Annotated in this window: 20 protein-coding genes; 17 read left to right on the top strand and 3 right to left on the bottom strand. The window is 71.6% G+C overall.

Annotated features, from left to right (window positions below):
• Positions 1-2 precede the first annotated feature (2 nt).
• The 5 genes from BTM25_RS29080 to arfB all read left to right on the top strand — a co-directional run bounded on the left by BTM25_RS29080 (position 3) and on the right by arfB (position 3,885).
• Complete coding sequence (locus BTM25_RS29080; protein ID WP_146058978.1) at positions 3-485, top strand: WXG100 family type VII secretion target; 483 nt, start codon at positions 3-5, stop codon at positions 483-485.
• A gap of 5 nt (positions 486-490) precedes the next feature.
• On the top strand, positions 491-2,206 hold the full coding sequence (locus tag BTM25_RS05915) for an alpha/beta hydrolase (RefSeq protein ID WP_168212012.1): 1,716 nt from the start codon (positions 491-493) through the stop codon (positions 2,204-2,206).
• A 159-nt stretch (positions 2,207-2,365) separates the two neighbouring features.
• A complete protein-coding gene (locus tag BTM25_RS29085; protein WP_146058979.1) occupies positions 2,366-2,857 on the top strand; it encodes a hypothetical protein in 492 nt (163 codons plus the stop codon).
• 19 nt (positions 2,858-2,876) lie between these two features.
• A complete protein-coding gene (locus tag BTM25_RS05920; RefSeq protein WP_103561705.1) occupies positions 2,877-3,380 on the top strand; it encodes a hypothetical protein in 504 nt (167 codons plus the stop codon).
• 79 nt (positions 3,381-3,459) lie between these two features.
• Positions 3,460-3,885: an alternative ribosome rescue aminoacyl-tRNA hydrolase ArfB gene (gene arfB / locus BTM25_RS05925; RefSeq protein ID WP_103561706.1), complete on the top strand. Its 426-nt coding sequence runs from the start codon at positions 3,460-3,462 to the stop codon at positions 3,883-3,885.
• 107 nt (positions 3,886-3,992) lie between these two features.
• Here the strand turns inward: arfB and BTM25_RS05930 are convergent, their stop codons facing one another.
• Entirely contained in the window at positions 3,993-4,967 is a 975-nt protein-coding gene (locus BTM25_RS05930) for a DivIVA domain-containing protein (protein ID WP_103561707.1), read from the bottom strand.
• Between the two features lie 293 nt (positions 4,968-5,260).
• Here BTM25_RS05930 and BTM25_RS05935 point away from each other — a divergent pair, with 293 nt between their 5' ends.
• From BTM25_RS05935 to BTM25_RS05955, 5 genes are all read left to right on the top strand, one after another.
• Complete coding sequence (locus BTM25_RS05935; RefSeq protein WP_103561708.1) at positions 5,261-5,785, top strand: gamma carbonic anhydrase family protein; 525 nt, start codon at positions 5,261-5,263, stop codon at positions 5,783-5,785.
• Between the two features lie 39 nt (positions 5,786-5,824).
• Entirely contained in the window at positions 5,825-9,859 is a 4,035-nt protein-coding gene (locus BTM25_RS05940; RefSeq protein ID WP_146058980.1) for an AAA family ATPase, read from the top strand.
• A 187-nt stretch (positions 9,860-10,046) separates the two neighbouring features.
• Positions 10,047-10,232 (top strand): hypothetical protein, encoded by a 186-nt coding sequence (locus BTM25_RS05945; protein WP_103562777.1) that lies wholly within the window; start codon positions 10,047-10,049, stop codon positions 10,230-10,232.
• 483 nt (positions 10,233-10,715) lie between these two features.
• Positions 10,716-11,333, top strand: coding sequence for a DUF47 domain-containing protein (locus BTM25_RS05950; protein WP_103561710.1), 618 nt, complete (start codon positions 10,716-10,718; stop codon positions 11,331-11,333).
• Positions 11,334-11,556: 223 nt separating this feature from the next.
• The gene (locus BTM25_RS05955; protein ID WP_456356083.1) at positions 11,557-12,687 is read left to right on the top strand and encodes an anion permease; all 1,131 of its coding nucleotides are present in this window, start codon (positions 11,557-11,559) and stop codon (positions 12,685-12,687) included.
• A 38-nt stretch (positions 12,688-12,725) separates the two neighbouring features.
• Here the strand turns inward: BTM25_RS05955 and BTM25_RS05960 are convergent, their stop codons facing one another.
• Positions 12,726-14,405, bottom strand: coding sequence for a bifunctional metallophosphatase/5'-nucleotidase (locus BTM25_RS05960; RefSeq protein ID WP_103561711.1), 1,680 nt, complete (start codon positions 14,403-14,405; stop codon positions 12,726-12,728).
• Positions 14,406-14,502: 97 nt separating this feature from the next.
• Between BTM25_RS05960 and mshD the strand changes: the two genes are divergently transcribed.
• From mshD to pstB, 5 genes are all read left to right on the top strand, one after another.
• Positions 14,503-15,372 carry a mycothiol synthase gene (gene mshD, locus BTM25_RS05965; protein WP_103562779.1) on the top strand — a complete coding sequence of 290 codons (870 nt, stop codon included), beginning with the start codon at positions 14,503-14,505 and terminating at the stop codon, positions 15,370-15,372.
• Positions 15,373-15,673: 301 nt separating this feature from the next.
• Positions 15,674-16,771: a phosphate ABC transporter substrate-binding protein PstS gene (pstS, locus tag BTM25_RS05970; protein WP_103561712.1), complete on the top strand. Its 1,098-nt coding sequence runs from the start codon at positions 15,674-15,676 to the stop codon at positions 16,769-16,771.
• Between the two features lie 89 nt (positions 16,772-16,860).
• Complete coding sequence (pstC, locus tag BTM25_RS05975; RefSeq protein WP_103561713.1) at positions 16,861-17,850, top strand: phosphate ABC transporter permease subunit PstC; 990 nt, start codon at positions 16,861-16,863, stop codon at positions 17,848-17,850.
• Positions 17,847-18,722, top strand: coding sequence for a phosphate ABC transporter permease PstA (pstA, locus tag BTM25_RS05980; protein ID WP_103561714.1), 876 nt, complete (start codon positions 17,847-17,849; stop codon positions 18,720-18,722). Before pstC ends, pstA begins: the two co-directional genes overlap by 4 nt.
• Before the next feature lie 25 nt (positions 18,723-18,747).
• The gene (pstB, locus tag BTM25_RS05985; protein WP_103561715.1) at positions 18,748-19,524 is read left to right on the top strand and encodes a phosphate ABC transporter ATP-binding protein PstB; all 777 of its coding nucleotides are present in this window, start codon (positions 18,748-18,750) and stop codon (positions 19,522-19,524) included.
• Between the two features lie 144 nt (positions 19,525-19,668).
• On the opposite strand, the gene BTM25_RS05990 is transcribed toward pstB, so the two are convergent.
• Positions 19,669-20,385, bottom strand: a complete 717-nt coding sequence (locus BTM25_RS05990) for a winged helix-turn-helix transcriptional regulator (RefSeq protein ID WP_103561716.1) — start codon at positions 20,383-20,385, stop codon at positions 19,669-19,671.
• A 221-nt stretch (positions 20,386-20,606) separates the two neighbouring features.
• Here BTM25_RS05990 and BTM25_RS05995 point away from each other — a divergent pair, with 221 nt between their 5' ends.
• Together BTM25_RS05995 and BTM25_RS06000 are read left to right on the top strand one after the other, a co-directional pair.
• Positions 20,607-20,867 carry a MoaD/ThiS family protein gene (locus BTM25_RS05995; protein WP_103561717.1) on the top strand — a complete coding sequence of 87 codons (261 nt, stop codon included), beginning with the start codon at positions 20,607-20,609 and terminating at the stop codon, positions 20,865-20,867.
• A gap of 123 nt (positions 20,868-20,990) precedes the next feature.
• Positions 20,991-21,677 (top strand): LmeA family phospholipid-binding protein, encoded by a 687-nt coding sequence (locus BTM25_RS06000; RefSeq protein WP_103561718.1) that lies wholly within the window; start codon positions 20,991-20,993, stop codon positions 21,675-21,677.
• Positions 21,678-21,689: the final 12 nt, after the last annotated feature.

Raw genomic sequence — 21,689 nt, forward strand, 5'->3', positions numbered from 1 at the left:
CGATGACCGAGAACTCCCTCAACAAGCTCTTGAATCCCGAGCCCGGGCCGGCACCGGCGCCTGATCCGCGTTCTCCGCTGCCGCCCGCGTTGCAGGTCCCCGGCACGCGGACGCCCCAACCGGCACCGGTCCAGCGACCCGCGCAACCGCCGCAGGATCAGCCGCCGGGCGGCGGTGGAACATCGGCCATGGATCCGTCCGCGTTGCGCGCGGCGGGCCGGTCGGCGGACGGGGCCGTCGCGCATCTTCGCCAGGGCGGCAAGGCTTTCGCGGCCGAGACCGATCGGGCGGCCGGTGCGCTGGGCGCGGGCTGGCAGACGGCTGCGGCGATGAAAGAGGTCTCCGCCGCCTGGCTGCTGGCGCTCCGGCGCATGGCGGACGAAGTCGAGTACCTCGGCGGTGCGGTCCAAAAATGCGCGACGAACCGGCAGTGGGCCGACGAGGAGATCAAGAACCAGATCAGCCGCATTCGGACGGGAAAGTAGACACCGTGGTTGACTTCGCCCAGCTCCGTGACGCGAAGCTCGATGAACTCGACGGTGCGTGGCGGTCATGGCGGAAGCTGGTCGAGCAGCTCGAACAGGCCGAGGACATCTACCGCGACAAGTTCCTCCAAGGCGTCCGCACATCACGCTGGAAAGGCCCGGACGCGGAGGCGGCGCTGCGCACACTCGTGCCGGAACAGGAACGGATCCGCGTGGCCTCCGGCGACGCGTCCTCGGTCGCCGGCGTGCTGAACAGCGCGCAGTCCAAATTCAAGGCCGCCCAGGTCAAGCTGCTCAACTACATCGGCGAAGCCCAGATGCGCTACCTCAAGGTGGGCCACGACGGGTCGATCGACTTCCCGGACGCTCTCCCATCGGCCTACTCCGACTGGGACCAGCTCAAGAAGATCGCCGCCGGGATACAGCAGCAGTTCGTCCAGGCGCTGAAGGAGGCCAACGCGGCCGACCAGCAGATCGCCGCCGCCCTTCGCGGCCTCGGCCCCGGCATTCTCGACGCGAAGAACGCCCTGGCCGAACTGCGCAACGACGCCAAGACGGCGGCACAGTTGGCCGGCTTCGATCCGAACAACCTTCCCCCGAAGGGCACCAAGACCCCCCAGCAGGTCGCAGCGTGGTGGAAGTCGCTCCCGGAAGAGCAGCGTCACCTGCTGATGAACGCCTACCCGGAGAAGATCGGCTGGCTGGACGGCATTCCGTCCGAAGACCGCAACGAAGCCAACCGGACCCGCCTCGCCGCCAGAATCAACCAGCTCGAAGAGAAGGGCAACAACCTCACCCGCTATCAGCATCGCGACCTCGAACGTCTCCGCAAACTGAACAACGCGATCTCGATGTATGAGAGCAAGGGCCAGGACGTCTACCTGCTCGGTCTCGACTCCACGATCACCACGCGGTCGGAGTACGACAAGGGGAACGGGTCGGACGGCCGCGCGATCGTCGCCTTCGGCAAGCCGGATACGGCCAAGCACACGGGCGTGTACGTTCCCGGGACCACGGAGAACCTAGATAATTTCACGGGCAGCATGAATCGCACTTTCAACCTGAACCAGGCCGCCTCCATGCTGACCGGCGGTCCTGTTTCGACGGTCGCCTGGCTCGGTTACGACGCGCCGAACAACGTGCTCGATCACCTGCTGCCCGGAGACGCCGCGGTTCCCGGCTACGCGATACGCGGGGGAGCGCAACTGGGTTCGTTCGTGGACGGTCTCCGTGTCGCGCAGAACGACGTCGGTGACGCGGGATCCCAGATGACGCTGGTCGGTCATAGTTACGGATCGACCGTCATCGGTGAGGCCGCGCTTCAGCACGAGGGAAAGCTGCCGGTCAACGACATCGTCGTGGCGGGAAGTCCGGGCATGCATGTGGCCCACGCCGGTGACCTCGGCATCGGGGCACGGCACGTCTGGGCGGAGAAAGCGCCGGGAGACATTGTTCCGCCGGCGGGAAAACTCTTCCACGGTGGGTGGACGTTGCACGGCCCGCAGGTGCCGAGTGATCCGGGGTTCGGTGGCAACCGGCTGGACACTGACGGCCACGGGCACAGCGATTACTGGAACGACTACGAGCTCACGGGCCGCCCGGACCCTGATCCCTACAGGTTCGGGACGCCCGGCGTCAGTCTGGAGCAGCAGGCGAAAGTCGTCGCGGGCCTCCACTACGATCACGACCCGACGAACGACCCGGCTCGGGTCAATGGCTGAAGAACATCGTGGCTCCGGCCAGGAGCGCCCGCAATGATGAGATGCGCGAAGGTAGGTCGAACATTGCGCTCCCGGCGTGGTGTTGTTCGTATTGCGGTGTTGGTCGCGTGCGCCGCCTCGATACCGTTGTCGGCGGCCTGTGACCCGGCGACGACGACGATGGAGAAACGCAACCCCGGCGACGTGGGCAGGACGATGGTGGCGATCATCAAGGAGGTGGCGAACAATGTGCCGCGCGAGCCGGTGACGCGAGACCCGCAACCGTATTTCGGGTTCTGTGACACTGGTCTCGACAACCGCCGAAAGCGCGTTCCGCCGATGCCGGGCGATCCATGGCAGGTCGGCTTCAATGTCTACGACGCCACCGCAGGTCTGTATTATTCGGTGAAATCGCACGAAGAGTCCATGGCCGTGATCGGCACGCTTTATTATCGACTTGAGGGCGTCGGGGGGTGGAACCTGAAAAAGGACAGCAACGTCGGCGAAGTCGATGGCAAACGGTATGAGAGAGAGTCGCCGACGAATTTTCGTGGTGCGAAAAACGGGGTAGACGTTTCGGTCTCGGAGAACCCGGCCGGGCCGGCGGGTGCTCCCGGCTTCGTTGTCTCCATCAGGTTCGATGCCGGCTGCTACAAGCATCCCCGTGCATGACGGTGATCCGGAGGGCGGAATGAGCGACGGCGACGGTGTGCGCACCGAGGATCCCGAGATCGCGGCGGAGAAGGTGGCCGCGTGCGCGCGGGACATCGCGGACGCGCTGAACGGCTACGGCGTGCTGGGAAAGGCGCCGGAAGACGTCAGTCCGCAGCCGTGCGACGAGGTCGAGGTCACCGATCCGGTCACCGGTCAGCCGGCCGAAGCGGCGTCCCGTCCGTGGTTCGTGGACTACAGCCCCTACGTGATGATGTACATCGACTACGCCGACCTGAAGACGCCGGACGACGTTCGCCCGGCCTTGGACCAGGTCGGCGCACGGTTGGCGGACGCGGGCTGGACGCCCCGGACGTCCGCCGGCGGCGCGGCCGACGCGAACGAGCTGGTGATCGAGGCTCCGGGCGGAGGCTACGGCGCGGTGATCGGCGGAATCGTGCTCGGTGGCGGACAGCCGAGAATCACGGTCATCGTCTCGTCGCCGTGCCTGCGGCACCCCGGCGAAACACCGCAAGAACTCTGACCATGGGCCCGGCGCGCACCTCGCACCCAGGCGGATATTGGGGAGACAAGGGGGTTGGGGGTTGGGGATACTTGTGGGTATGGCGGGTGATGTTCGTGTGCGCGGCTCGGTCTTGATTCCGGAGACCGAGCTGAGCTGGCGTTTCTCGCGGTCTTCGGGGCCGGGCGGGCAGCATGTGAACACCAGTGCCACGGCTGTTGAGTTGTCGTTCGATGTGGCCAACTCGCCGTCGCTGCCCGAGCCGTTGCGGCAGCGGGCGCTGGAACGGCTCGCCGGACGGCTGGTGCGGGGCGTGCTCACCATTCGCGCCGAGGAGTACCGGTCGCAGCTCCGCAATCGGGACGCGGCCAAGGCGCGGCTCGCCGCCGTCCTCGGTGACGCGATCGCCCCGCCGCCGAAGAAGCGCATTCCGAAGAAGATCCCGCGCGGCCTCAATGAGCGCCGGCTGGAGAACAAGAAGCGCCGGTCCGACGTCAAGAAGCAGCGGTCCGTCCGCTGGAAGTGACGCGTCGGCCGACGCGGAGGGCCTCGCCCGCCAGGTGACGGCCTTCGGCGGCTGACGGGCTGAACGGACGGCCCGGACCGCGTGGCGCGGCCGGACCGTCCGTGGTGTCAGGCTCCGTCGGCGGGGCGGTGCTGCGGCCCGTCGGCGTCGGCCTCCGGACGGGACGGGGCGGCCGGCGGCGTCTTGGCCTGCGCGACGGCGGGGGCCGGCGCGTCGGTCACGGTGGCGTCCGGGTCCGGACGGGACGGGGCGGGCTGCGCCGCGGCGGGAACCGGCGACGCGGGGACGGGAGCGGCGGCCGGACGCGCCGCCGGAACCGCGGCGTGCTTGGCCGCCGGGGCGGGAGCGGCGGCGGGCTGCGCGGGGGCCTTGCGGGGGATCGGCTGCTTGACGGCGTCCTCGACCATCTTCTCCAGCGGCCCCGCCTCGTTCTCCGCCGTCAGCAGCCGGTGCAGCGTCTCGCTGATCTCGGTGAGCCGCTGGAGCGCCTGCGTGTGGTTGCGGGTGAGCTGGGTGAGCCGCTGCGTGGCGCCGTCGTTGATCACGCTGGCCCGCCGCTCGGCGGACGTCAGCGTGCGCTCGGCCTCCAGCCGCGCCGTGGTGACGGTCTGCTCGGCCTCGGTCTTGGCCGACGTCAGGACGCTGTCGGCCTCCTTCTTCGCCGACGCGAGGACCTGCTCGGCCTTCTCCCGGGCCTGGCCGAGGTCGCGCTCGGCGTGCGAGCGGGCGTCGTCGATGATGCGCTGGGACTCGCGCTCGGCGTCGTCGCGGATCTGCTCGCCCTTGGCCTTGGCCTCGGCGACCTTGTCCTTGGCCTCGTCCTCGGCCAGGTTGATGATCTGCTTGAGCCGGTCGCTCAGGTCGTCGCCGGTGGGCTTGCGGGCCTCGCGCACCTCGGCCATCTCGCGGCGGACGCTCTCGACCTCGCTGAGCGCGCGGGCGAGCCGGACCTCCTGCTCGCGCAGCTTGCTCTGGCAACGTGCGATGTATTCGTCGACATGGCGGCGGTTGTAGCCGCGCATGACGATCTCGAAGTTCTCCTCGCGCTGGAGGTTCGGCAGGATTTCCGCTTCGTTGCTCATGATGCCTTGGGGGTCGTCGGCGGGGTGGCCCCGCCGGGGTTCGGTTGCGGTCCTCGCCGCCCCGCCTGCGATCCGGGCCGTCCCGGCGGGACGGACGCCACGTGAGAGAACGGCACCTTCGACCTTGTCCGGTCCGCCCCTGTTCGCGCAACCGGAACATCCTTCTTGCTGCCGCTTCTTCATCTGGGACGAGTCCACAAACTATCGAATTTCCGTAGATCTCGCCGGGTTCCCGGGACGAGAGGCGCCCTCCGGCGGTATGGGCCGGGCGGCCGAGTCCTACGATCGCGCCCATGAGCAGCTATGTGGGATCGCTGGACGAGCACACGCCCGACATCCATCCGGAGGCGTGGATCGCGCCGGGCGCCGTCGTGGTCGGCCGGGTGCGGCTCGGACGGCGCGCGAACGTCTGGTACGGCTCGGTGCTGCGCGGGGACGACGAGGAGATCGTCGTCGGCGACGAGGTCAACATCCAGGATCTGAGCTGCCTGCACGCCGATCCGGGGATGCCCGCCGTCCTGGAGGACCGCGTCAGCCTCGGCCACAAGGCGATGGTCCACGGCGCGCACGTGGAGACCGGCGCGCTGATCGGCATCGGCGCGATCGTGCTGAACGGCGCCCGGATCGGGGCGCACACGCTGGTCGCGGCGGGCGCGCTGGTGACGCCGGGCAAGCAGATGCCGTCCGGGGTGCTGGTGGCCGGGGCGCCGGCGAAGGTCGTCCGCGAACTGACCGACGACGACCGTCTCGTCCTGGAGTACACGCCGAAGGTCTACATGGAGAAGGCGGAACGGCACGCGCGGGCCGACTGGCGCTGACGTAACTGGGCAAGTCCGGCGTCTGGCACCATTGGCCGCGTGGTGTGGGGACCGGGCTATGGCAGTGCTCCGCCGCCCAGCCCCCGTGCGGGGGACGATCCGTTCGCGGCGGCCGAGCGCGACACGCGCGCGATGGTGGCCGCCCAGTGGTGGCCGGGGGCGGCGCCGCAGCAGCGCCAGCACGCGATCGCGGGGCGCGTCCTCGTGCTGCCCGACGGGACGTGCTGGCTGTTCGGCGCGTGGGCGCGCTGGTACCGGCTGCACCCGTCCGACGGCCAGTGGTACCTGTGCCCGCCGCCGCGCTCGCCCGTCGCGCGGGCCGGGGCGCGGCCGGTGCAGCAGGGGCAGATCGCGCCGCTGCCCGCGCACGTCGTGCCCGCCGGTCCGGACTTCTCCTACGAGCCGCCGGTGTCGCGGCCGTTCCTCGGCACCGGGTTCCCGTCCGACCTGACGTCGCAGGTGCGCGCGACGGTCGAGTCCGCCGCGACGCTGCCCGCCGCCGACTACCCGCACTGGTGGCCGGAGTTCTCGTCGCAGGTCCCGTCCACGGTGGTCGTGGCGTGGGGCGTGCTGATGTGGTGCGCGACGGCGCCGGTGTACGACGCGCGCCTGGACGGGCAGATGCTCGACCTGTGGGCCCCCTACCGCGCCAAGCCGCTGCGGAAGGTGGACGGCCCGCGCTGGCTGACCCCGCCGACGCTGGAGTCCCTGGTCGCGCTGTACGCCGAGCGGCTGCGCGCCAGCCGGGTGGACGCGGCCGTCGTCGTGCTGCGGACGATGTGGGCGGTCGCGAGCGCGCTGCGCGAGGACGCGCGGTTCCAGGTCCGGGCGGACGCCCTGCTGGAGATCCTCGGCTCCACGCTCAGCAACCCGACCGTGGATTACGGGGCGCTGCCCTACGGAGACCAGGCGATCGTCCAGCAGTGGCTGACGCGCTGCCCGCCGCACCTGGTGCCGTCGCTGCGCAGCGAGGGCTCCCCGGGGGACGGGTTCCGGCACGCGTTCTACTCCCTCGCCGAGACGCTGACCGACCACGCGGGCGACCCGTCCGACCCGGCGTTCATCGAACCGCGCCTGATCGCGGCGGCGCTGCTCGCGGCGGACCTGTCGGTCGTGCGCGGCGACATGGCGGCGACGATCGTCCCGTGGCTGGACCCGGAGGTCCGGTACACGGTGCAGGCCGTGCTGAACCAGACCGGCCACCCGCTGCGCCGCCTCTGGCCGGACGACCTGCGCCTCGCCGAACCCCTCGCGTCGGCGGTGCGGCGCGGCGGCCGGGACCGCGAGGAGGCGCTGCTCGCCGCCGCCTACGAACTGGACCTCGCGTGGTGCCGGCTCGCGGGGATGCCCGCCCGGCCGCGCGGCTTCCCCGTCCCGACGGCGATCATCGCGGGGCTCGTCGGCCGCGACCGCGCCCGCGCGACGGCCCGCACCGGCACCGTGAGCCCGCCCGCTGCGCCGCAGCCGCCCCAGCCGCCGCAGAGCGCGCAGTCGCAGCCGGGCTTCGCGCCGGGCGCGCCCGCGGCGGCGCCCGCGCAGCCGGACCGTCCGTTCGTGCAGCCGCCCGTCGCCGCGCAGGACCAGGCGGCGCACCAGCAGCCCGCCTACCCGGCCGCCGCGAGCCCGGACGACCGTCCCGGCGCCTACGCGCCGCCCGCCGCGAGCCCGTCCGACGCCGCGCCGCACGACGGCGACCCGGCCGGCTTCCTCCCGCCCTACACGGCCCTCGGCTTCGGCCGCCCCGGCACCCCCGCCGGTTCGCCGCAACCGGGGATGCCCGGTTCCGGCCCGCCCGGCGGCGCGCCTGGTCACGGCGGGCCACAGCCCGGCGTCGGTTCGCCGCAACCCGGGATCCCCGGCGGCGGTGCTCCGCAGGGAGCGCCCGGCGCTGACGTGCCCGGTTTCGGTTCGCCTCAGCCCGGGGTGCCCGGCGGCCTCCCGCATGGTGCGCCCGGTCACGGTGGATCGCAGCCCGGCGCGGGCGCGCCCGGCGTCGGTTCGCCGCAGCCTGGTCAGCCACGTCCGGACGGGGAGCAGCAGGGTTGGGGGCAGGACGGTGACGGGGACGTCGTCCCGCCGTACACCGCGCTCGGTTATGCCCCGGCGGGGTCGCCGCAGCAGGAGCCCGAGCCGTTGACGCGGCGTCCGTCCGAGCCGCAGCGGGTGCCGCGCCCGCCGATGCCGCCCGCCGCGAACCGGCAGCCGCCGGGCACGGCCGTGGACGAGCCGTTCGACGTCGAGGGGACGCGGGTGGACGGCCCGCCCGCCCGCAAGGCGCCGCAGGGGCCGCCGCGCACGCGCGTCCTGTCGGACGTCGAAGACACCGCGCCCGACCCCGAGCCCGCTCCGCCCACGACCCGCCAGCCTCCGCCGGGCACGCGGATCATGTCCGAGACGATGGTCGGGAACTTCGACTTCCTCGACGACACGCCCGCGCCCGCGACGCCCGTCGAGAAGATCCCGCCGCCGAGCGACCGCAGCGAGCGCCGCGTGGTCGAGCGGTTCGGCATCGGGTTCATGTCCGGCCCGGAGGACGCCGCCGTGCTGCTCGGCGAGGTCGGGGAGCGGATCGCGGCGTGGAACGGCCTGCCCGGCGAGGTCGCCGAGGAGACGCGGGTGGACGGGAGCCCGCAGACGGGCGTGCCGAGCGTCCTGCTCGTCGGGTCGCCGCACACCGGGCAGCGGCGGCTGGCGCGGCTGATCGCGCTGACGATGGCCGACGCGGGCCTCGGCGACGGCGCGTTGCGCGCCCATGAGGCCGAGGACGTCCGGGACGCGCCGCCCGACCGGCTCGCGGCGCTGCTGACCGGCACCGGCCCGGCCGTGCTGTTCGAGCGGTTCGACGCGGCGGTCGCCGGGTCGTCCGATCCGGCGGGCGCGGCGGCGGCGGTGCGGCGCGCCCGGCGCGACCCGGCGAACGCGACGCCGCTGGTGGCGACCTGCGACCCGCGCGCCTACCAGCGGCTCAAGCAGGACTACCCGGGTCTGACCGAGGCGTTCCGCGTCTACCGGCTGCCCGACTTCACGGGTGTCGATAACCGGATGATGCTGCTGCACGTCCTCGCCGACGAGCGGCGCGTCACGGTCGGCGCGGACGCGCTGGAGGCGGCCCGCGCCGATCTCGGCCGGCTGCGCGGCCCCGGCGACCTCGTCAACGCGCGGCTGGTCGAGGCGTACCTGGACCAGGCGTGCCGCCGCCATCTGGAGCGTGCCGGGGCGTCCCGGGACCGGCTGGTGCTGAGCGCGCAGGACCTCGCGGGCGTCGCCGAGAGCATCGAGCCCGCGCTGCGCCCGCCCGGCGACATCGGCGGCTACCTGTCCCGGCTGGACGCGCTGACGGGCCTCACGGAGGTCAAGGAGGCCGTCCGGGAGCTGGTGGAGCACGCGGAACTGACGGCCGAGCGGCTGCGGCACGGCGTCGGCGCCAAGGAGCCGCTGCACCTGCTGTTCACCGGCCCGCCGGGGACGGGCAAGACGACGGTGGCGGGCCTGCTCGGCGGGATCTACGCGGCGTTCGGGCTGCTGGCGTCGGGGCACGTGGTGGCGTGCCGCCCGGTCCATCTGGCGGGACGCGACCGCGCCGACACCGAGTCCCGCGTGGCGGCGATGGTCGAGCAGGCGCTCGGCGGCGTGCTCGTCGTGCAGGAGGCGGACCGGCTCGACCGCGCGCCCGCCGTCGTGGACGAGCTGCGCGCCGCCCTCCACACCCACGGCGACCGGTTCATGCTGGTCTGCACGGGCCCGTCGGCGGAGATGGACGGGTTCCTCGCCGGAAACCCGGTGTTCCGCGGCGAGTTCGGACGGCTGATGACGTTCGAGGGCATGGGCGACCGCGACCTCGTCCGCCTCTTCCAGGACTACGCCGAGCGCGACCTGTACGTCCTGGACGAGGAACTGCGCGCCGAACTGCTCACGCGCTTCGAGACGCTGCGCGGCGACCCGGCCTTCGCCTACGCGCGGACGGTCCGGACGCTGTTCGAGCAGACCGTCGCGCGGCAGGCGGCGCGGCTGGCGGGCGCGGACGTGACGGCGGCGACCGTGGCGCGGCTGACGGCGTCCGACCTGCCGTACTGACCGGGTGGCGAAATGCCCGTCTCGCGTGGTCCGTCCGGGCCGGTGCGGGACCACCTCGGCGGATCATGGGCGCGGTGACCCTGGAATGGCCCTCATGGGCCATGTGCCCGAAGTGAACCGGCGCGTAGCCTAACCAACGGACAGTGGGCAAGGTTAGGCATTCAACGGCCCCTTGGAGGTGGACGCGATGCGCCGGGAGAATCTCGATCTGCGCGTCCACGACCGCGTCGCGCTGGACGAGATCGACCTGTACGCCGAGATCCTGAGCGCGGTGGCGGCGGCCGACGAGCCGCTGACCCTCGCGCAGATCGACTCGGCGCTCGGCGTCGCGTCCCGCGGGCACGGTCGTCGCGAACTGACGTGCCAGGACTAGCGAACACCCGAAGAGAGCCGCGGGTCGCCCCGCACCGAATCTCTGGAGCCGGACCGCCGCCGGGGCGGTCCGGCTCTCTTTTTTCTCCCCCGCGGCCTGAATCGGCCGTGACCCTCTCGTGACCGCCCGTCGGTTGACGCATTCGCGCGTTCGTGATCAGGGTGCCGCCGAATGCCTTGTTATCAATCTCACTGCTGAGCGTTCCGCCGGGACGGTGACGTCACCGGCGTCCACGCCCGTCCAGGTGGGGCGTGCGGGCGGACGCGAACGGGGCGCGGGACGGCCGAATCCGCCCCGGACGGCCGTCCCGGACGAGTACCGCGCGTCGGAAAGACAATCCAACGCCGTGTGCGGTACGTGATCTAGGGCACTCTAAGGGGGAGAGGTCGGTGGACACCGGTCGAAGCTAGGGCAAAGGTTCTTTTTACGGCTGGTAGCGCCTACGATCCTCTGCGGACTGTTCCGGCACTTCAGGAGAACGACGTGCGCTTGCGTCTCACGCCGCGTGAGGACAGCTTCTACGACATGTTCGCCGACTCGGCGAACAACCTGGTCACCGGCGCCAGGCTGCTCGTGGAGCTCATCAGCGACGGCGCCGACCGTGCGGCGATCGCGGAGAAGCTGCGCGCCTGCGAACACGCGGGCGACGAGGCGACCCACGCGATCATGCGACGGCTCAACGAAACGTTCATCACGCCGTTCGACCGCGAGGACATCTACCAGCTCGCCTCGTCGATCGACGACGTCATGGACGAGATGGAGGAGGCGGCCGACCTCGTCGTCCTCTACAAGATCGAGGAGTTCCCCAAGGGCGTCATCCACATGGTGGAGGTCCTGGAGCGCGCCGCCGAGCTGACGGCCGAGGCGATGCCGCGGCTGCGCTCGATGAAGGAGCTGAACGAGTACTGGATCGAGATCAACCGCCTGGAGAACCAGGGCGACCAGGTGTACCGGAAGCTGCTGGCGCACCTGTTCGGCGGCGAGTACGACACGCTGACCGTCCTGAAGCTCAAGGAGGTCATCGACCGCCTGGAGGACGCGGCCGACGCGTTCGAGAAGGTCGCCAACATCGTCGAGACCATCGCGGTCAAGGAGTCATGAGCGCGCCGGAAGCGCGCGCCGCGCGCTGGACTGAGGAGCGGCGGGAGCTTGCGACCAGAGCGACGAGGGAAGCGCGCGGCTTTGAGCGCGCCGTAGGCGAGCGGGCAGCGCGCGGCATCGAGCGCGCCGTAGGCGAGCGGGCAGCGCGCGGCTCAAAGCGCGCCGTAGGCTCGCGGGAAGACACGCCTTGAGCGCGCCGGACGATCCGCGGGGCGGGGTGGGCGTGACGGCTCCGCCGCCCGAGCGGCCCGTGCCGCCGCTCGCCGAGCAGGCGCGGCGCGGCCCGGGACGGTTCTGGCTGCTGCTGCCCGTCGGCGTGCTGCTGGTCATGGCGCTCGGCGCGATCGGGCTGCGGTCGGAGGCGCAGGTCGCCGTCCTGGTCCTGGTCGTGGCCGTCGCGCTCGTCTTCGACTACACCAACGGCTTCCACGACGCGGCGAACGCGATCGCGACGTCGGTGTCGACGCGGGCGCTGCGGCCGAAGGTCGCGCTCGTCATGGCCGCCGTGATGAACATGGTCGGCGCGCTGCTCGGCGTCGAGGTCGCGAAGACGGTCAGCGACGTCATCACGCCGCCGCACGGCATCCACGGGCTGACGGTCGTCGTCGCGGGCGTGCTCGGCGCGATCACCTGGAACCTCATCACGTGGTACTTCGGGCTGCCGTCGTCGTCCTCGCACGCGCTGATCGGCGGGGTCGTCGGGGCGGGGCTGGCGTCGGCGTCGTCCGTCCACTGGAGCACGGTGGTGGACAAGGTCGTCGTGCCGATGGTCGTGTCGCCGGTCGTGGGGTTCTTCGCGGCGTACCTGGTGATGGTGGCCATCCTGTGGATCTTCCGGCGGTCGAACCCGAGCCGGGTCGTGCGCCGGTTCCGGATCGCGCAGACGGTGTCGGCGTCGTCGATGGCGCTCGGCCACGGGCTGCAGGACGCGCAGAAGACGATGGGCATCATCGTCCTCGCGCTCGTCATCACCGGGCACTCCGACGGGAACTCGGTGCCGCTGTGGGTGATCTTCTCCTGCGCGGGCGCGCTGTCGCTCGGCACCTACGCGGGCGGCTGGCGGATCATGCGGACGCTGGGCCGCAAGGTCATCGAGCTGGACCCGCCGAAGGCGTTCGCCGCCGAGGCGACCTCCTCGCTGATCCTCTACTCGGCCGCGTACATCTGGCACGCTCCAATCTCGACGACGCACACGGTGACGGCGTCGATCATGGGCGTCGGGTCCACCAAGCGGCTGTCGGCCGTCCGGTGGGGCGTCGCGGGCAACATCGTGACGGCGTGGGTGCTGACGATGCCCGCCGCCGCGCTGGTCGCGGCGGTCGTGTACTGGGCCGTCCACCTGTCCGGCGCCTGAGCCGCGGGGGCCGTCGCCCGGCCCCCGCGGCGAGCGTGTCAGGGGCCGGAAATTCGGTTCAGCGCCGGCGGCGCGACCGGTGACGCGGACTTCAGGTAGGCGACGAACGCGTCCAGGTCGATCGGGCCGAGCACCTGCCCGGTGCCCTGGGCGAACGTCGTGAAGCCGTCGCCGCCGCCGAGCAGGAAGTTGTTCGCGGCCACCTTGTAGGTCGCGGACGGGTCCACCGGCGTCCCGTCGATCGTGATGCCGGAGACGCGGTCTCCGACCGGCCTGGCGCGGTCGATGGTGAACCGCAGGTTCGCCGACGGCTGGAGGATCTTCTCGCCCGCGCTCGTCCACTGCTGTTCCAGCAGCGCGTCGAGCTGCGCGCCGGTCAGCGACGTCACGCCGAGCACGTTGCTGAACGGCTGCACCGCGAACGCCTCGCCGTACGTCACGACGCCGTCGCCCTCGCCGCCGCTCGCCTTGTAGACGAGGTCGGCGCGGTCGCCGCCCGGGTTCATCAGCGCGATCTGCGCTCCCTGCGCCTTCATCGCGGCGAGCTGGGCGTCGGCCACGACGTCGCCGAGCGCGGTCTCGCCGTAGGGCGACGGCGCCCGCGTCAGGTCCGCGGTGATCTTCCCGACGGGCGCGTCGGCCTTGTCCGCCACGCGCGCCTTCCACTTCTGGACGAACGCCTCCGTCGCCGGGTCCGGCGGGACGTCCCGCGTGACGACGTGGTTGTCCCCGCGCAGCGACGTCCGGACGATGTCGCGCGTCAGCCGGTTCACCTTGAAGTCCACCTGCGTGATGACGCGTCCGAACGACGAGCCCGACGAGTACAGCCGAGGCTGCCCGTTCGGGTCGGGAACCGTGCAGACGTACTGCTGGTGGGTGTGCCCGGCGAGCACGACGTCGATCTCCGGGTCGGCCTCGCGCGCGATGCGGGTGCCCGCGCCCGGCACGACGCCGCACGCGTCGGGCCGCTGCCCGGCGGGCGTCTGGTCGCCCTCGTGGACGAGCAGCACGATCGCCCGCACGCCGCGCGCCTTGAGCTGCCGCGCGGAGCGGTTCGCGGCGGCCACCTCGTCCTCGAACGTCAGGTCCTTGACGCCCTCGGCGGTGACGATCGACGGCGTCGTCTTGGTGACGACGCCGATGAACCCGACCGGCACGCCGTTGATCCACCGGATCGTCCACGGCTTCAGCGCTGGCGTCTGCGTGTTCTTCTTCAGCACGTTGGCGCCGAGGTAGTCGAACTTCGCGCCCTTCCACTTGCCTTCGGGCGAGCAGCCGTCCACCGGGTGGCAGCCGCCGTTCTGGATGCGCAGCAGCTCCTGGTAGCCCTCGTCGAACTCGTGGTTGCCCACGGCCGACGCGGTGACGCCGAGGTCGCCGAGGAACTGCACCGACGGCTCGTCGTGGTACAGCGCGGAGATCAGCGGCGACGCGCCGATGAGGTCGCCCTGCGCGACCTCCAGCGTGTTCCGGTCGCGCAGCGCCTTCATGTGCGCGGCGACGTACGCGGCGCCGCCGGCGGGGACGGACGCGCCGTCCTCGGTCACGGCCGTCCCGGAGCCGCCGGACGGGGGTTCGAGGTTGCCGTGGAAGTCGTTCAGCGCGAGGAGGCGCACGGTCGCCGTCGGGACCGGCCGGGCGGCGGCGGGCTGCGCCGCGACGCCGGCCACCGCGAGGGCCGCGAGGAGCGCGGCCGCCTTGAAGCGTCGTCTCGTCATGCCCCGGACGGTAGAAGCCGCCGCCCCGCGCGTCATCGGCGGCGCCATGACGTTTACGTGACGGTTTCGTCAGTCGCGCGGGAATAGGGTGGAGATCATGAGAGAGGTGCGGACGCTGCGCGCGGACGAGGTCCCCATCGCGGCGGCGCTGGTGGACGCCGCCGCCGAGGCCGACGGGATCGTTCCACTGTCGGAGCAGGCGATGCTCGCGCTGCGGCACCGGGCGGCGGGCCGCGTCCTCACGGTCGGCGCCGAGATCGTCGCCTACGCCCACCTCGACGCGGACGGCGCATCGGCCGAGTTCGCCGTCCATCCCCGGCACCGGCGGCGCGGCCACGGCCGCGCGCTGCTCGACGCGCTGGTCGCGGACGCCGAAGGCGCGCTGCGCGTCTGGGCGCACGGCGACCTGCCCGCCGCGGCGGGCCTGGCCCGGTCGGCGGGGCTGGAGCGCGTCCGCGCGCTGTTCCAGTTGCGCCGTCCCGCCGCCGACCCGCTGCCGGACGTGCGGCTCGCCGCGGGCGTCGGCGTCCGGACGTTCGTCCCCGGCCGGGACGAGGACGCCTGGCTCGCCGTCAACGCCCGCGCCTTCGCCCACCACCCCGAGCAGGGCGCCTGGACGCGCGAGGACCTGCTGCGGCGGGAGGCCGCCGACTGGTTCGACCCGGCGGGCTTCTTCCTCGCCGAGCGCGACGGCGCCCTGGTCGGCTTCCACTGGACGAAGATCCACCCCGACGGCCTCGGCGAGGTCTACGTGGTCGGCGTGGACCCGTCCGCGCAGGGCCTCGGCCTCGGCCGCGCCCTCACCCTGACGGGCCTGCACCACCTGCGCGAGACCGGCGTCCCCGCGATCCTCCTCTATGTGGACGAGTCCAATACCGCCGCCGTCCGCCTCTACGAATCGCTCTCCTTCACCCCCCACACGACCGATGTCATGTACGCCTCCGAGGGCTTCGAACCGGTGACGTGATTAGCGCGTCCCGAAGGGTAGGGGCGGGCGGTCCGTTCACCTGCACGAAGTGTCGGAAAGCTCACGGACAACGGCGTTCACGACACTCCTGACCTGGGCGTTCATCTCATAGTCATGGCTTGTCAGGGCACTCTTCGGGGGTATGGCGGTTTGAGTTCACTCCCCGTTCATCTGGATCGGGGGGTCTGGTCACTTCGTCTGCTTAGCGTCCTTTGTGATGGCGCCCCCGGTCTGGACAACCGGTCCGGAACCCGCCCCGGGGAGCCGCCGTGCAAGTACGCAACTCAGAGGAGACCCTCCGGTGAAGAACGGTTCCCGGCTCGCCGCCATCGGCGGCGTCGTCATGGCGGGGGCACTGGCCCTGGCTGCCTGCGGCAGCGACGACAACGGCGGCAGCACGACCGCGCCTTCGGGCAACATCGACTGTGTCAAGGGCACCGTCAACGCCGCCGGGTCGAGCGCGCAGAAGAACGCCGTCGAGGAGTGGACGAACGTCTACGCCCAGAAGTGCCCCGGGGCGGGTCTCAACTACAACGCGAACGGGTCCGGCGCGGGCATCCAGCTCTTCAACCAGAGCCAGGTCGCCTTCGCGGGCTCGGACTCGTCGCTGAAGCCGGAAGAGGCCGCCGCCGCCAAGAAGCGCTGCGCGGGCAACGACGCGTGGGACCTGCCGATGGTCGTCGGCCCCATCGCCGTCGTCTACAACCTCCCGGGCGTGGACGGCCTGAAGCTGTCGCCCGAGACGCTGGCCGGCGTTTTCGCGGGGAAGATCAAGACCTGGAACGATCCGGCCATCGCCAAGGAGAACCCGGGAGCCAAGCTCCCCGGCGACCCGATCAAGACGGTCTACCGCGCTGACGAGTCCGGCACGACGGACAACTTCACCAAGTACCTCAACACCACCGCGCCGAAGACCTGGACGTGGGAGCACGCCAAGAAGTGGCCGAACGGTGTCGGCCAGGGCGCGAACAAGTCCGACGGCATCAGCGCGCAGGTGAAGAGCACGGCGGGCGCCATCTCCTACGTCGAGATGTCCTACGCCGAGAACAACAAGCTCCAGACCGCGCAGATCAAGAACGGCGCGGGCGAGTACGCCACCCTGTCGGCCGACAGCGCGTCCAAGGCGGTCGCGGGCGCCACGGTCGCCGGCACCGGCAACGACCTCGCCCTCAAGATCGACTACCTGACGAAGCAGCCGGGCGCCTACCCGATCGTCCTCGTCACCTACGAGATCGCCTGCTCCAAGGGCCTGCCCGCCGACCAGGCGAAGTTCGTGAAGTCCTTCCTCACCTACACCTCCAGCGCGGACGGCCAGAAGGCCCTGACCGGGCTCGGCTACGCGCCGGTTCCGGACAGCATCCTCACCAAGGTCCAGACGTCCGTGAAGGCCCTGTCCTGACCGACCCGGACAGTGCCGACAGCCCCGTCGCCGCCAACAGCGGCGACGGGGCCGTACCCCGTTCAGCCGCGGACCCAGAAGGAGACTCCGTGACCAGCGAGACCGGCGTCCAAGCACACGCCGAGGCACGCGCGGCGGCCCGGCGCCGCGCGATCCGGCCGACGAGCACCGGGCGCGTCGGCGACAGGATCTTCGCGTCCGCCGCACGAGGCTCCGGCATCCTCGTCCTGGCGATCATCGTCGCGATCGGCGTCTTCCTCATCGTGAAGGCGATCCCCGCGCTGCAGAAGAACCACGCGAACTTCCTCACCGCGCAGGAGTGGAACCCGAACGCCGTCCCGGCCAAGTTCGGGATCGCGCAGCTCGCCTTCGGGACGGTCATGTCGTCCCTCATCGCCATGCTGATCGCGACCCCCGTCGCCGTCGGCATCGCGCTGTTCATCGGGTTCTACGCGCCGAAGCGCCTGTCCGGCCCGCTCGGCTACGTCGTGGACCTGCTCGCCGCCGTGCCGAGCATCGTGTACGGCCTGTGGGGCGTCGCGGTCCTCGTCCCCCACATGGAGGGCGTCAGCAAGTTCCTCAACACGGTCCTCGGCTGGATCCCGCTGTTCGGCGGCGACAACCCCGGCAAGAGCTCGATCTTCACCGCGTCCGTCGTGCTGGCGATCATGATCCTGCCGATCATCTCGTCGCTGTCGCGCGAGGTGTTCCTCCAGGTCCCGCGCTCGCACCTGGAGGCGTCGCTCGCGCTCGGCGCGACGCGCTGGGAGATGGTCCGCATGTCGGTGCTGCCCTACGGCCGCTCCGGCGTCGTCGGCGCGTCGATGCTCGGCCTCGGCCGCGCGATGGGCGAGACGATCGCCGTCGCGATGGTCCTCACCCTGGTGCCCGGCATCAACATCCACCTGCTGGAGGACGGCGGCGCGACCTTCGCGTCCAACATCGTCAACGGCTTCAGCGAGGCCAGCGAGACCGGCCGCGGCGCGCTCATCGCGTCCGGGCTCGTCCTGTTCGTGATCACCCTCGTCGTCAACATGGCCGCCCGCGCGATCGTGGCCCGCCGGAAGGAGTTCGCGTGACCTCCGCGTTCGGATCGGTCTCCCCGGCCCGCCGGATCAAGGACCGCGCCGCCTCCGTCTTCATGTGGGGCGCGTTCGCGCTCGCCGTGATCCCGCTCGTCTCGGTCCTGTGGACGGTCGTCGCCCACGGGGTCGGCCGCCTCGACGGCGACTTCTTCAACCACTCGATGAACGGCGTCGCCGGCCGCGACGCCGGCGGCGGCGCCTACCACGCCATCATCGGCACGCTGGAGCAGGTGCTCATCACGAGCGCCATCGCCGTCCCGATCGCGGTGCTCACCGCCGTCTACCTCGTCGAGTACGGCGGCCGGGGCCGGCTCGCCCGGACGATCAGCTTCTTCGTGGACGTCATGACCGGCATCCCCTCGATCGTCGCCGGCCTGTTCATCCTCGCCCTGTGGCTGCTGACGTTCGGGTTCCAGTACTCGGGCTTCGCCGGCTCGCTCGCGCTGACCATCCTCATGATCCCGACGGTCGTCCGGGCCACCGAGGAGATGCTGAAGCTCGTCCCGCACGAGCTGCGGGAGGCGTCGTTCGCGCTCGGCGTCCCGCGCTGGCGGACGATCTCCTTCGTCGTCCTGCCCACCGCCTTCACCGGGATCCTCACCGGCGTGATGCTGGCCGTCGCCCGCGTCATGGGCGAGACCGCCCCGCTGCTGCTCACGATCTTCTTCACCAAGGCGATCAACACCGACCCGTTCTCCGGGCCGCAGGGCTCGCTGCCCACGTTCATCTGGGACCAGGCGAGCGACCCCAACCAGCACGCGATCGACCGCGCCTGGACCGGCGCGCTCGTCCTCATCGGCATCATCATGCTGCTCAACCTCGCCGCCCGGTTCGTCGCCCGCCGCTTCCGCCCCGCCGGGCGCTGACGTCACCGATAGGAGTCCCACCCTCATGGCCAAGCGGATCGAAGTCTCCGGGCTGCACGCCTACTACGGCGGCACTCTCGCCATCGAGGACATCTCGATGACGATCGAGCCGCGCTCGGTGACGGCGTTCATCGGCCCGTCCGGCTGCGGCAAGTCCACCTTCCTGCGGACGCTGAACCGCATGCACGAGGTCATCCCCGGCGCCCGCGTCGAGGGCAAGGTCCTGCTGGACGACGACGACCTCTACGGCCCGTCGGTCGACCCCGTCGCGGTGCGGCGGACGGTCGGCATGGTCTTCCAGCGGCCGAACCCGTTCCCGACCATGTCGATCTACGACAACGTCGCGGCCGGCCTGAAGCTGAACGGCGTGCGCGGCAAGTCCCGGCTGGACGACGTCGTCGAGGAGGCGCTGCGCGACGCGAACCTCTGGAACGAGGTCAACGACCGGCTCGACAAGCCCGGCGCGGGCCTGTCCGGCGGTCAGCAGCAGCGGCTGTGCATCGCGCGGGCCATCGCGGTCCAGCCCCAGGTGCTGCTGATGGACGAGCCGTGCTCCGCGCTCGACCCCATCTCCACGCTCGCGATCGAGGACCTCATCGCGAAGCTGAAGAACCAGTTCACGATCGTCATCGTGACGCACAACATGCAGCAGGCGGCCCGCGTCAGCGACCGCACGGCGTTCTTCAACATCGCGGGCACCGGCAAGCCCGGCAAGCTCATCGAGATCGACGAGACCAGCAAGATCTTCACCAAGCCCGAGGTCCAGGCCACCGAGGACTACATCACCGGCCGCTTCGGCTGACCCGCCGGGGCCGGCGCGCCGCACGCGCCGGCCCCCCGCGCGCGCCTGGGGCGCGGCCGTCTCCCGGGACGGCCGTGGACCGTTCCGGGGGAGGGCCGCGACCCGGGATCCGGCGTTCGGCCTGATCCCCGGGGCGCGCCCATCTCAGGTCGCGACCGGAGTCGCCTCCTCCGCCTCGCCCGGACGGTGGTCCGGGACGAACCGGTACCCGACGTTGCGCACCGTGCCGATCAACGACTCGTACTCGGCGCCGAGCTTGGCCCGCAGACGCCGGACGTGGACGTCCACCGTCCGGGTGCCGCCGAAGTAGTCGTAGCCCCACACCTCCTGGAGGAGCTGCGCCCGCGTGAAGACCCGGCCGGGGTGCTGCGCCAGGTACTTCAGCAGTTCGAACTCCTTGAAGGTGAGGTCGAGGACCCGTCCGCGCAGCCGCGCGGTGTAGGTGGCCTCGTCGATCGTCAGCTCGCCGCTGCGGATCTCGCCGGGCACCTCCTCGGCCTCGCCGACCGCGGCGGCGCGGCCGACCGCGAGCCGCAGCCGCGCCTCGACCTCGGCGGGCCCGGCCGTCTGCAGCAGGACGTCGTCCAGTCCCCACTCGGGGGAGAGCGCGGCCAGGCCGCCCTCGGTGACGATGGCCAGCAGCGGACAGTCGAGCCCGGTCGTGCGCAGCAGCCGGCACAGGCTCTTGGCCTGGACCAGGTCGCGGCGGGCGTCCACCAGGAGAACGTCGGCGGGTGGTGCGTCGATCAGCGCCGAGCCCTCGGCCGGCGCCACCCGCACGGAGTGCAGGAGCAGGCCCAGGGCGGGCAGGACTTCGTCGGAAGGTTCCAATGCGTTGGTCAGCAAGAGCAAACTGCTCAAGTGCCGCCTCCTCGCCGTGAAGGACGTGGGATCCAGGCGGCTCATCCTCGGCCTGGCGGGTGGGCCGACGGCGCGAGGCGGGGTGGCCGTGCCGGGGCCGTGGATGAACTCATGGCCTCGTCGCCCGGATCCCTCGCCCCGAGCATATCCGAGCCGGACATTCGGGCAATGGGGAACATTCCCCTGGACGTGCTTCGCGGCCGAGATGAGACCCTGGGACGATGGCGAAGGGAACGATCCGTTACTGGGCGGCGGCGAAGGCGGCGGCGGGCACGGCCGAGGAGCCCTACGACGCCGCGACGCTCGCCGACGCGCTGGCCGACGCCGCCCGCCGCGCCGGACGGGACGGCGCTTTCGCCCGCGTCGTCGCCCGCAGCTCCTTCCTCGTGGACGGCGACCCGGTCGGGACGCGTCCGCACGCGTCCGTGCCGCTCCCCGAGGGCGGCGTGGTCGAGGTCCTGCCTCCGTTCGCGGGTGGCTGATCTCACACGCCGACTCGTCCCGGAAGGCCATTGCGGGACGTCCGGAAGTCACTCCGAGGGGCGACGGCACCGTCCCCGCACCGCGCATAGGGTGTGGCGATCACGTCACGCCGGAGGAGACCCATGCGGAAGTTCCTGCTCGTCCTGCTGGTCCTGGTCGTGGGCGGCGCGGTCGCCGCGGACCGGATCGGCGTGCGGATCGCGCAGAACCAGATCGCCGAGCGCGTCCAGTCGCAGTACGGGCTGGCGCAGCGCCCGGACGTGACCATCCACGGCATCCCGTTCCTCACCCAGGCGCTCGGCGGGAAGTACGGCCACATCGACGTCCGCATCGGCGACTGGACCGAGCGCGGTGTCACGGTCTCCGACGTCACCGTGGACATGCGGGACGTCACCGCGCCGCTGGACCAGATCGCGGCGGGCAACTCCAGCGGCGTCGTCGCGGGGGCGGCCACCGCGTCCGCGCTCGTCCCCTATTCGGCGATCAAGAAGAACGCGCCGAAGGAGATCACGAGCATCCGGCCCGACGGGGACCGGCTCAAGGTCGGCCTCGCCGGCTCGGTCCTCGGCTTCCAGCTCACCGGCGACGCGGTCGTCAAGCTCAAGCCCACCGCGCAGGGCATCCGGGTCACCCCGGTGTCGGTCGGCAGCAGCTCGCTCCAGATCCCGGTGGCCGCGCTGAGCTGGACGGTCCCGGTCGCGAACCTGCCCGTCGGGTCCCGCATCAGCGAGCTCACGCCCACCCCGCAGGGCCTGCGCGTCGCCGCGACCGCCCACAACGTCAACCTGGCCCGCGTCCAGGCCCGCTGAGGCCCGGGAACA

Origin of the sequence: Actinomadura rubteroloni (assembly GCF_002911665.1) — a bacterium.
GTDB classification, from domain to species: Bacteria; Actinomycetota; Actinomycetes; order Streptosporangiales; family Streptosporangiaceae; genus Spirillospora; species Spirillospora rubteroloni.

Coding starts and splice junctions, on each gene's coding strand:
- BTM25_RS29080 (WP_146058978.1), top strand. CDS start 3: ATGACCGAGAACTCCCTCAACAAGCTCTTGAATCCCGAGCCCGGGCCG.
- BTM25_RS29085 (WP_146058979.1), top strand. CDS start 2,366: ATGGAGAAACGCAACCCCGGCGACGTGGGCAGGACGATGGTGGCGATC.
- BTM25_RS05920 (WP_103561705.1), top strand. CDS start 2,877: ATGAGCGACGGCGACGGTGTGCGCACCGAGGATCCCGAGATCGCGGCG.
- arfB (WP_103561706.1), top strand. CDS start 3,460: ATGGCGGGTGATGTTCGTGTGCGCGGCTCGGTCTTGATTCCGGAGACC.
- BTM25_RS05930 (WP_103561707.1), bottom strand. CDS start 4,967: ATGAGCAACGAAGCGGAAATCCTGCCGAACCTCCAGCGCGAGGAGAAC.
- BTM25_RS05935 (WP_103561708.1), top strand. CDS start 5,261: ATGAGCAGCTATGTGGGATCGCTGGACGAGCACACGCCCGACATCCAT.
- BTM25_RS05945 (WP_103562777.1), top strand. CDS start 10,047: ATGCGCCGGGAGAATCTCGATCTGCGCGTCCACGACCGCGTCGCGCTG.
- BTM25_RS05960 (WP_103561711.1), bottom strand. CDS start 14,405: ATGACGAGACGACGCTTCAAGGCGGCCGCGCTCCTCGCGGCCCTCGCG.
- mshD (WP_103562779.1), top strand. CDS start 14,503: ATGAGAGAGGTGCGGACGCTGCGCGCGGACGAGGTCCCCATCGCGGCG.
- pstB (WP_103561715.1), top strand. CDS start 18,748: ATGGCCAAGCGGATCGAAGTCTCCGGGCTGCACGCCTACTACGGCGGC.
- BTM25_RS05995 (WP_103561717.1), top strand. CDS start 20,607: ATGGCGAAGGGAACGATCCGTTACTGGGCGGCGGCGAAGGCGGCGGCG.
- BTM25_RS06000 (WP_103561718.1), top strand. CDS start 20,991: ATGCGGAAGTTCCTGCTCGTCCTGCTGGTCCTGGTCGTGGGCGGCGCG.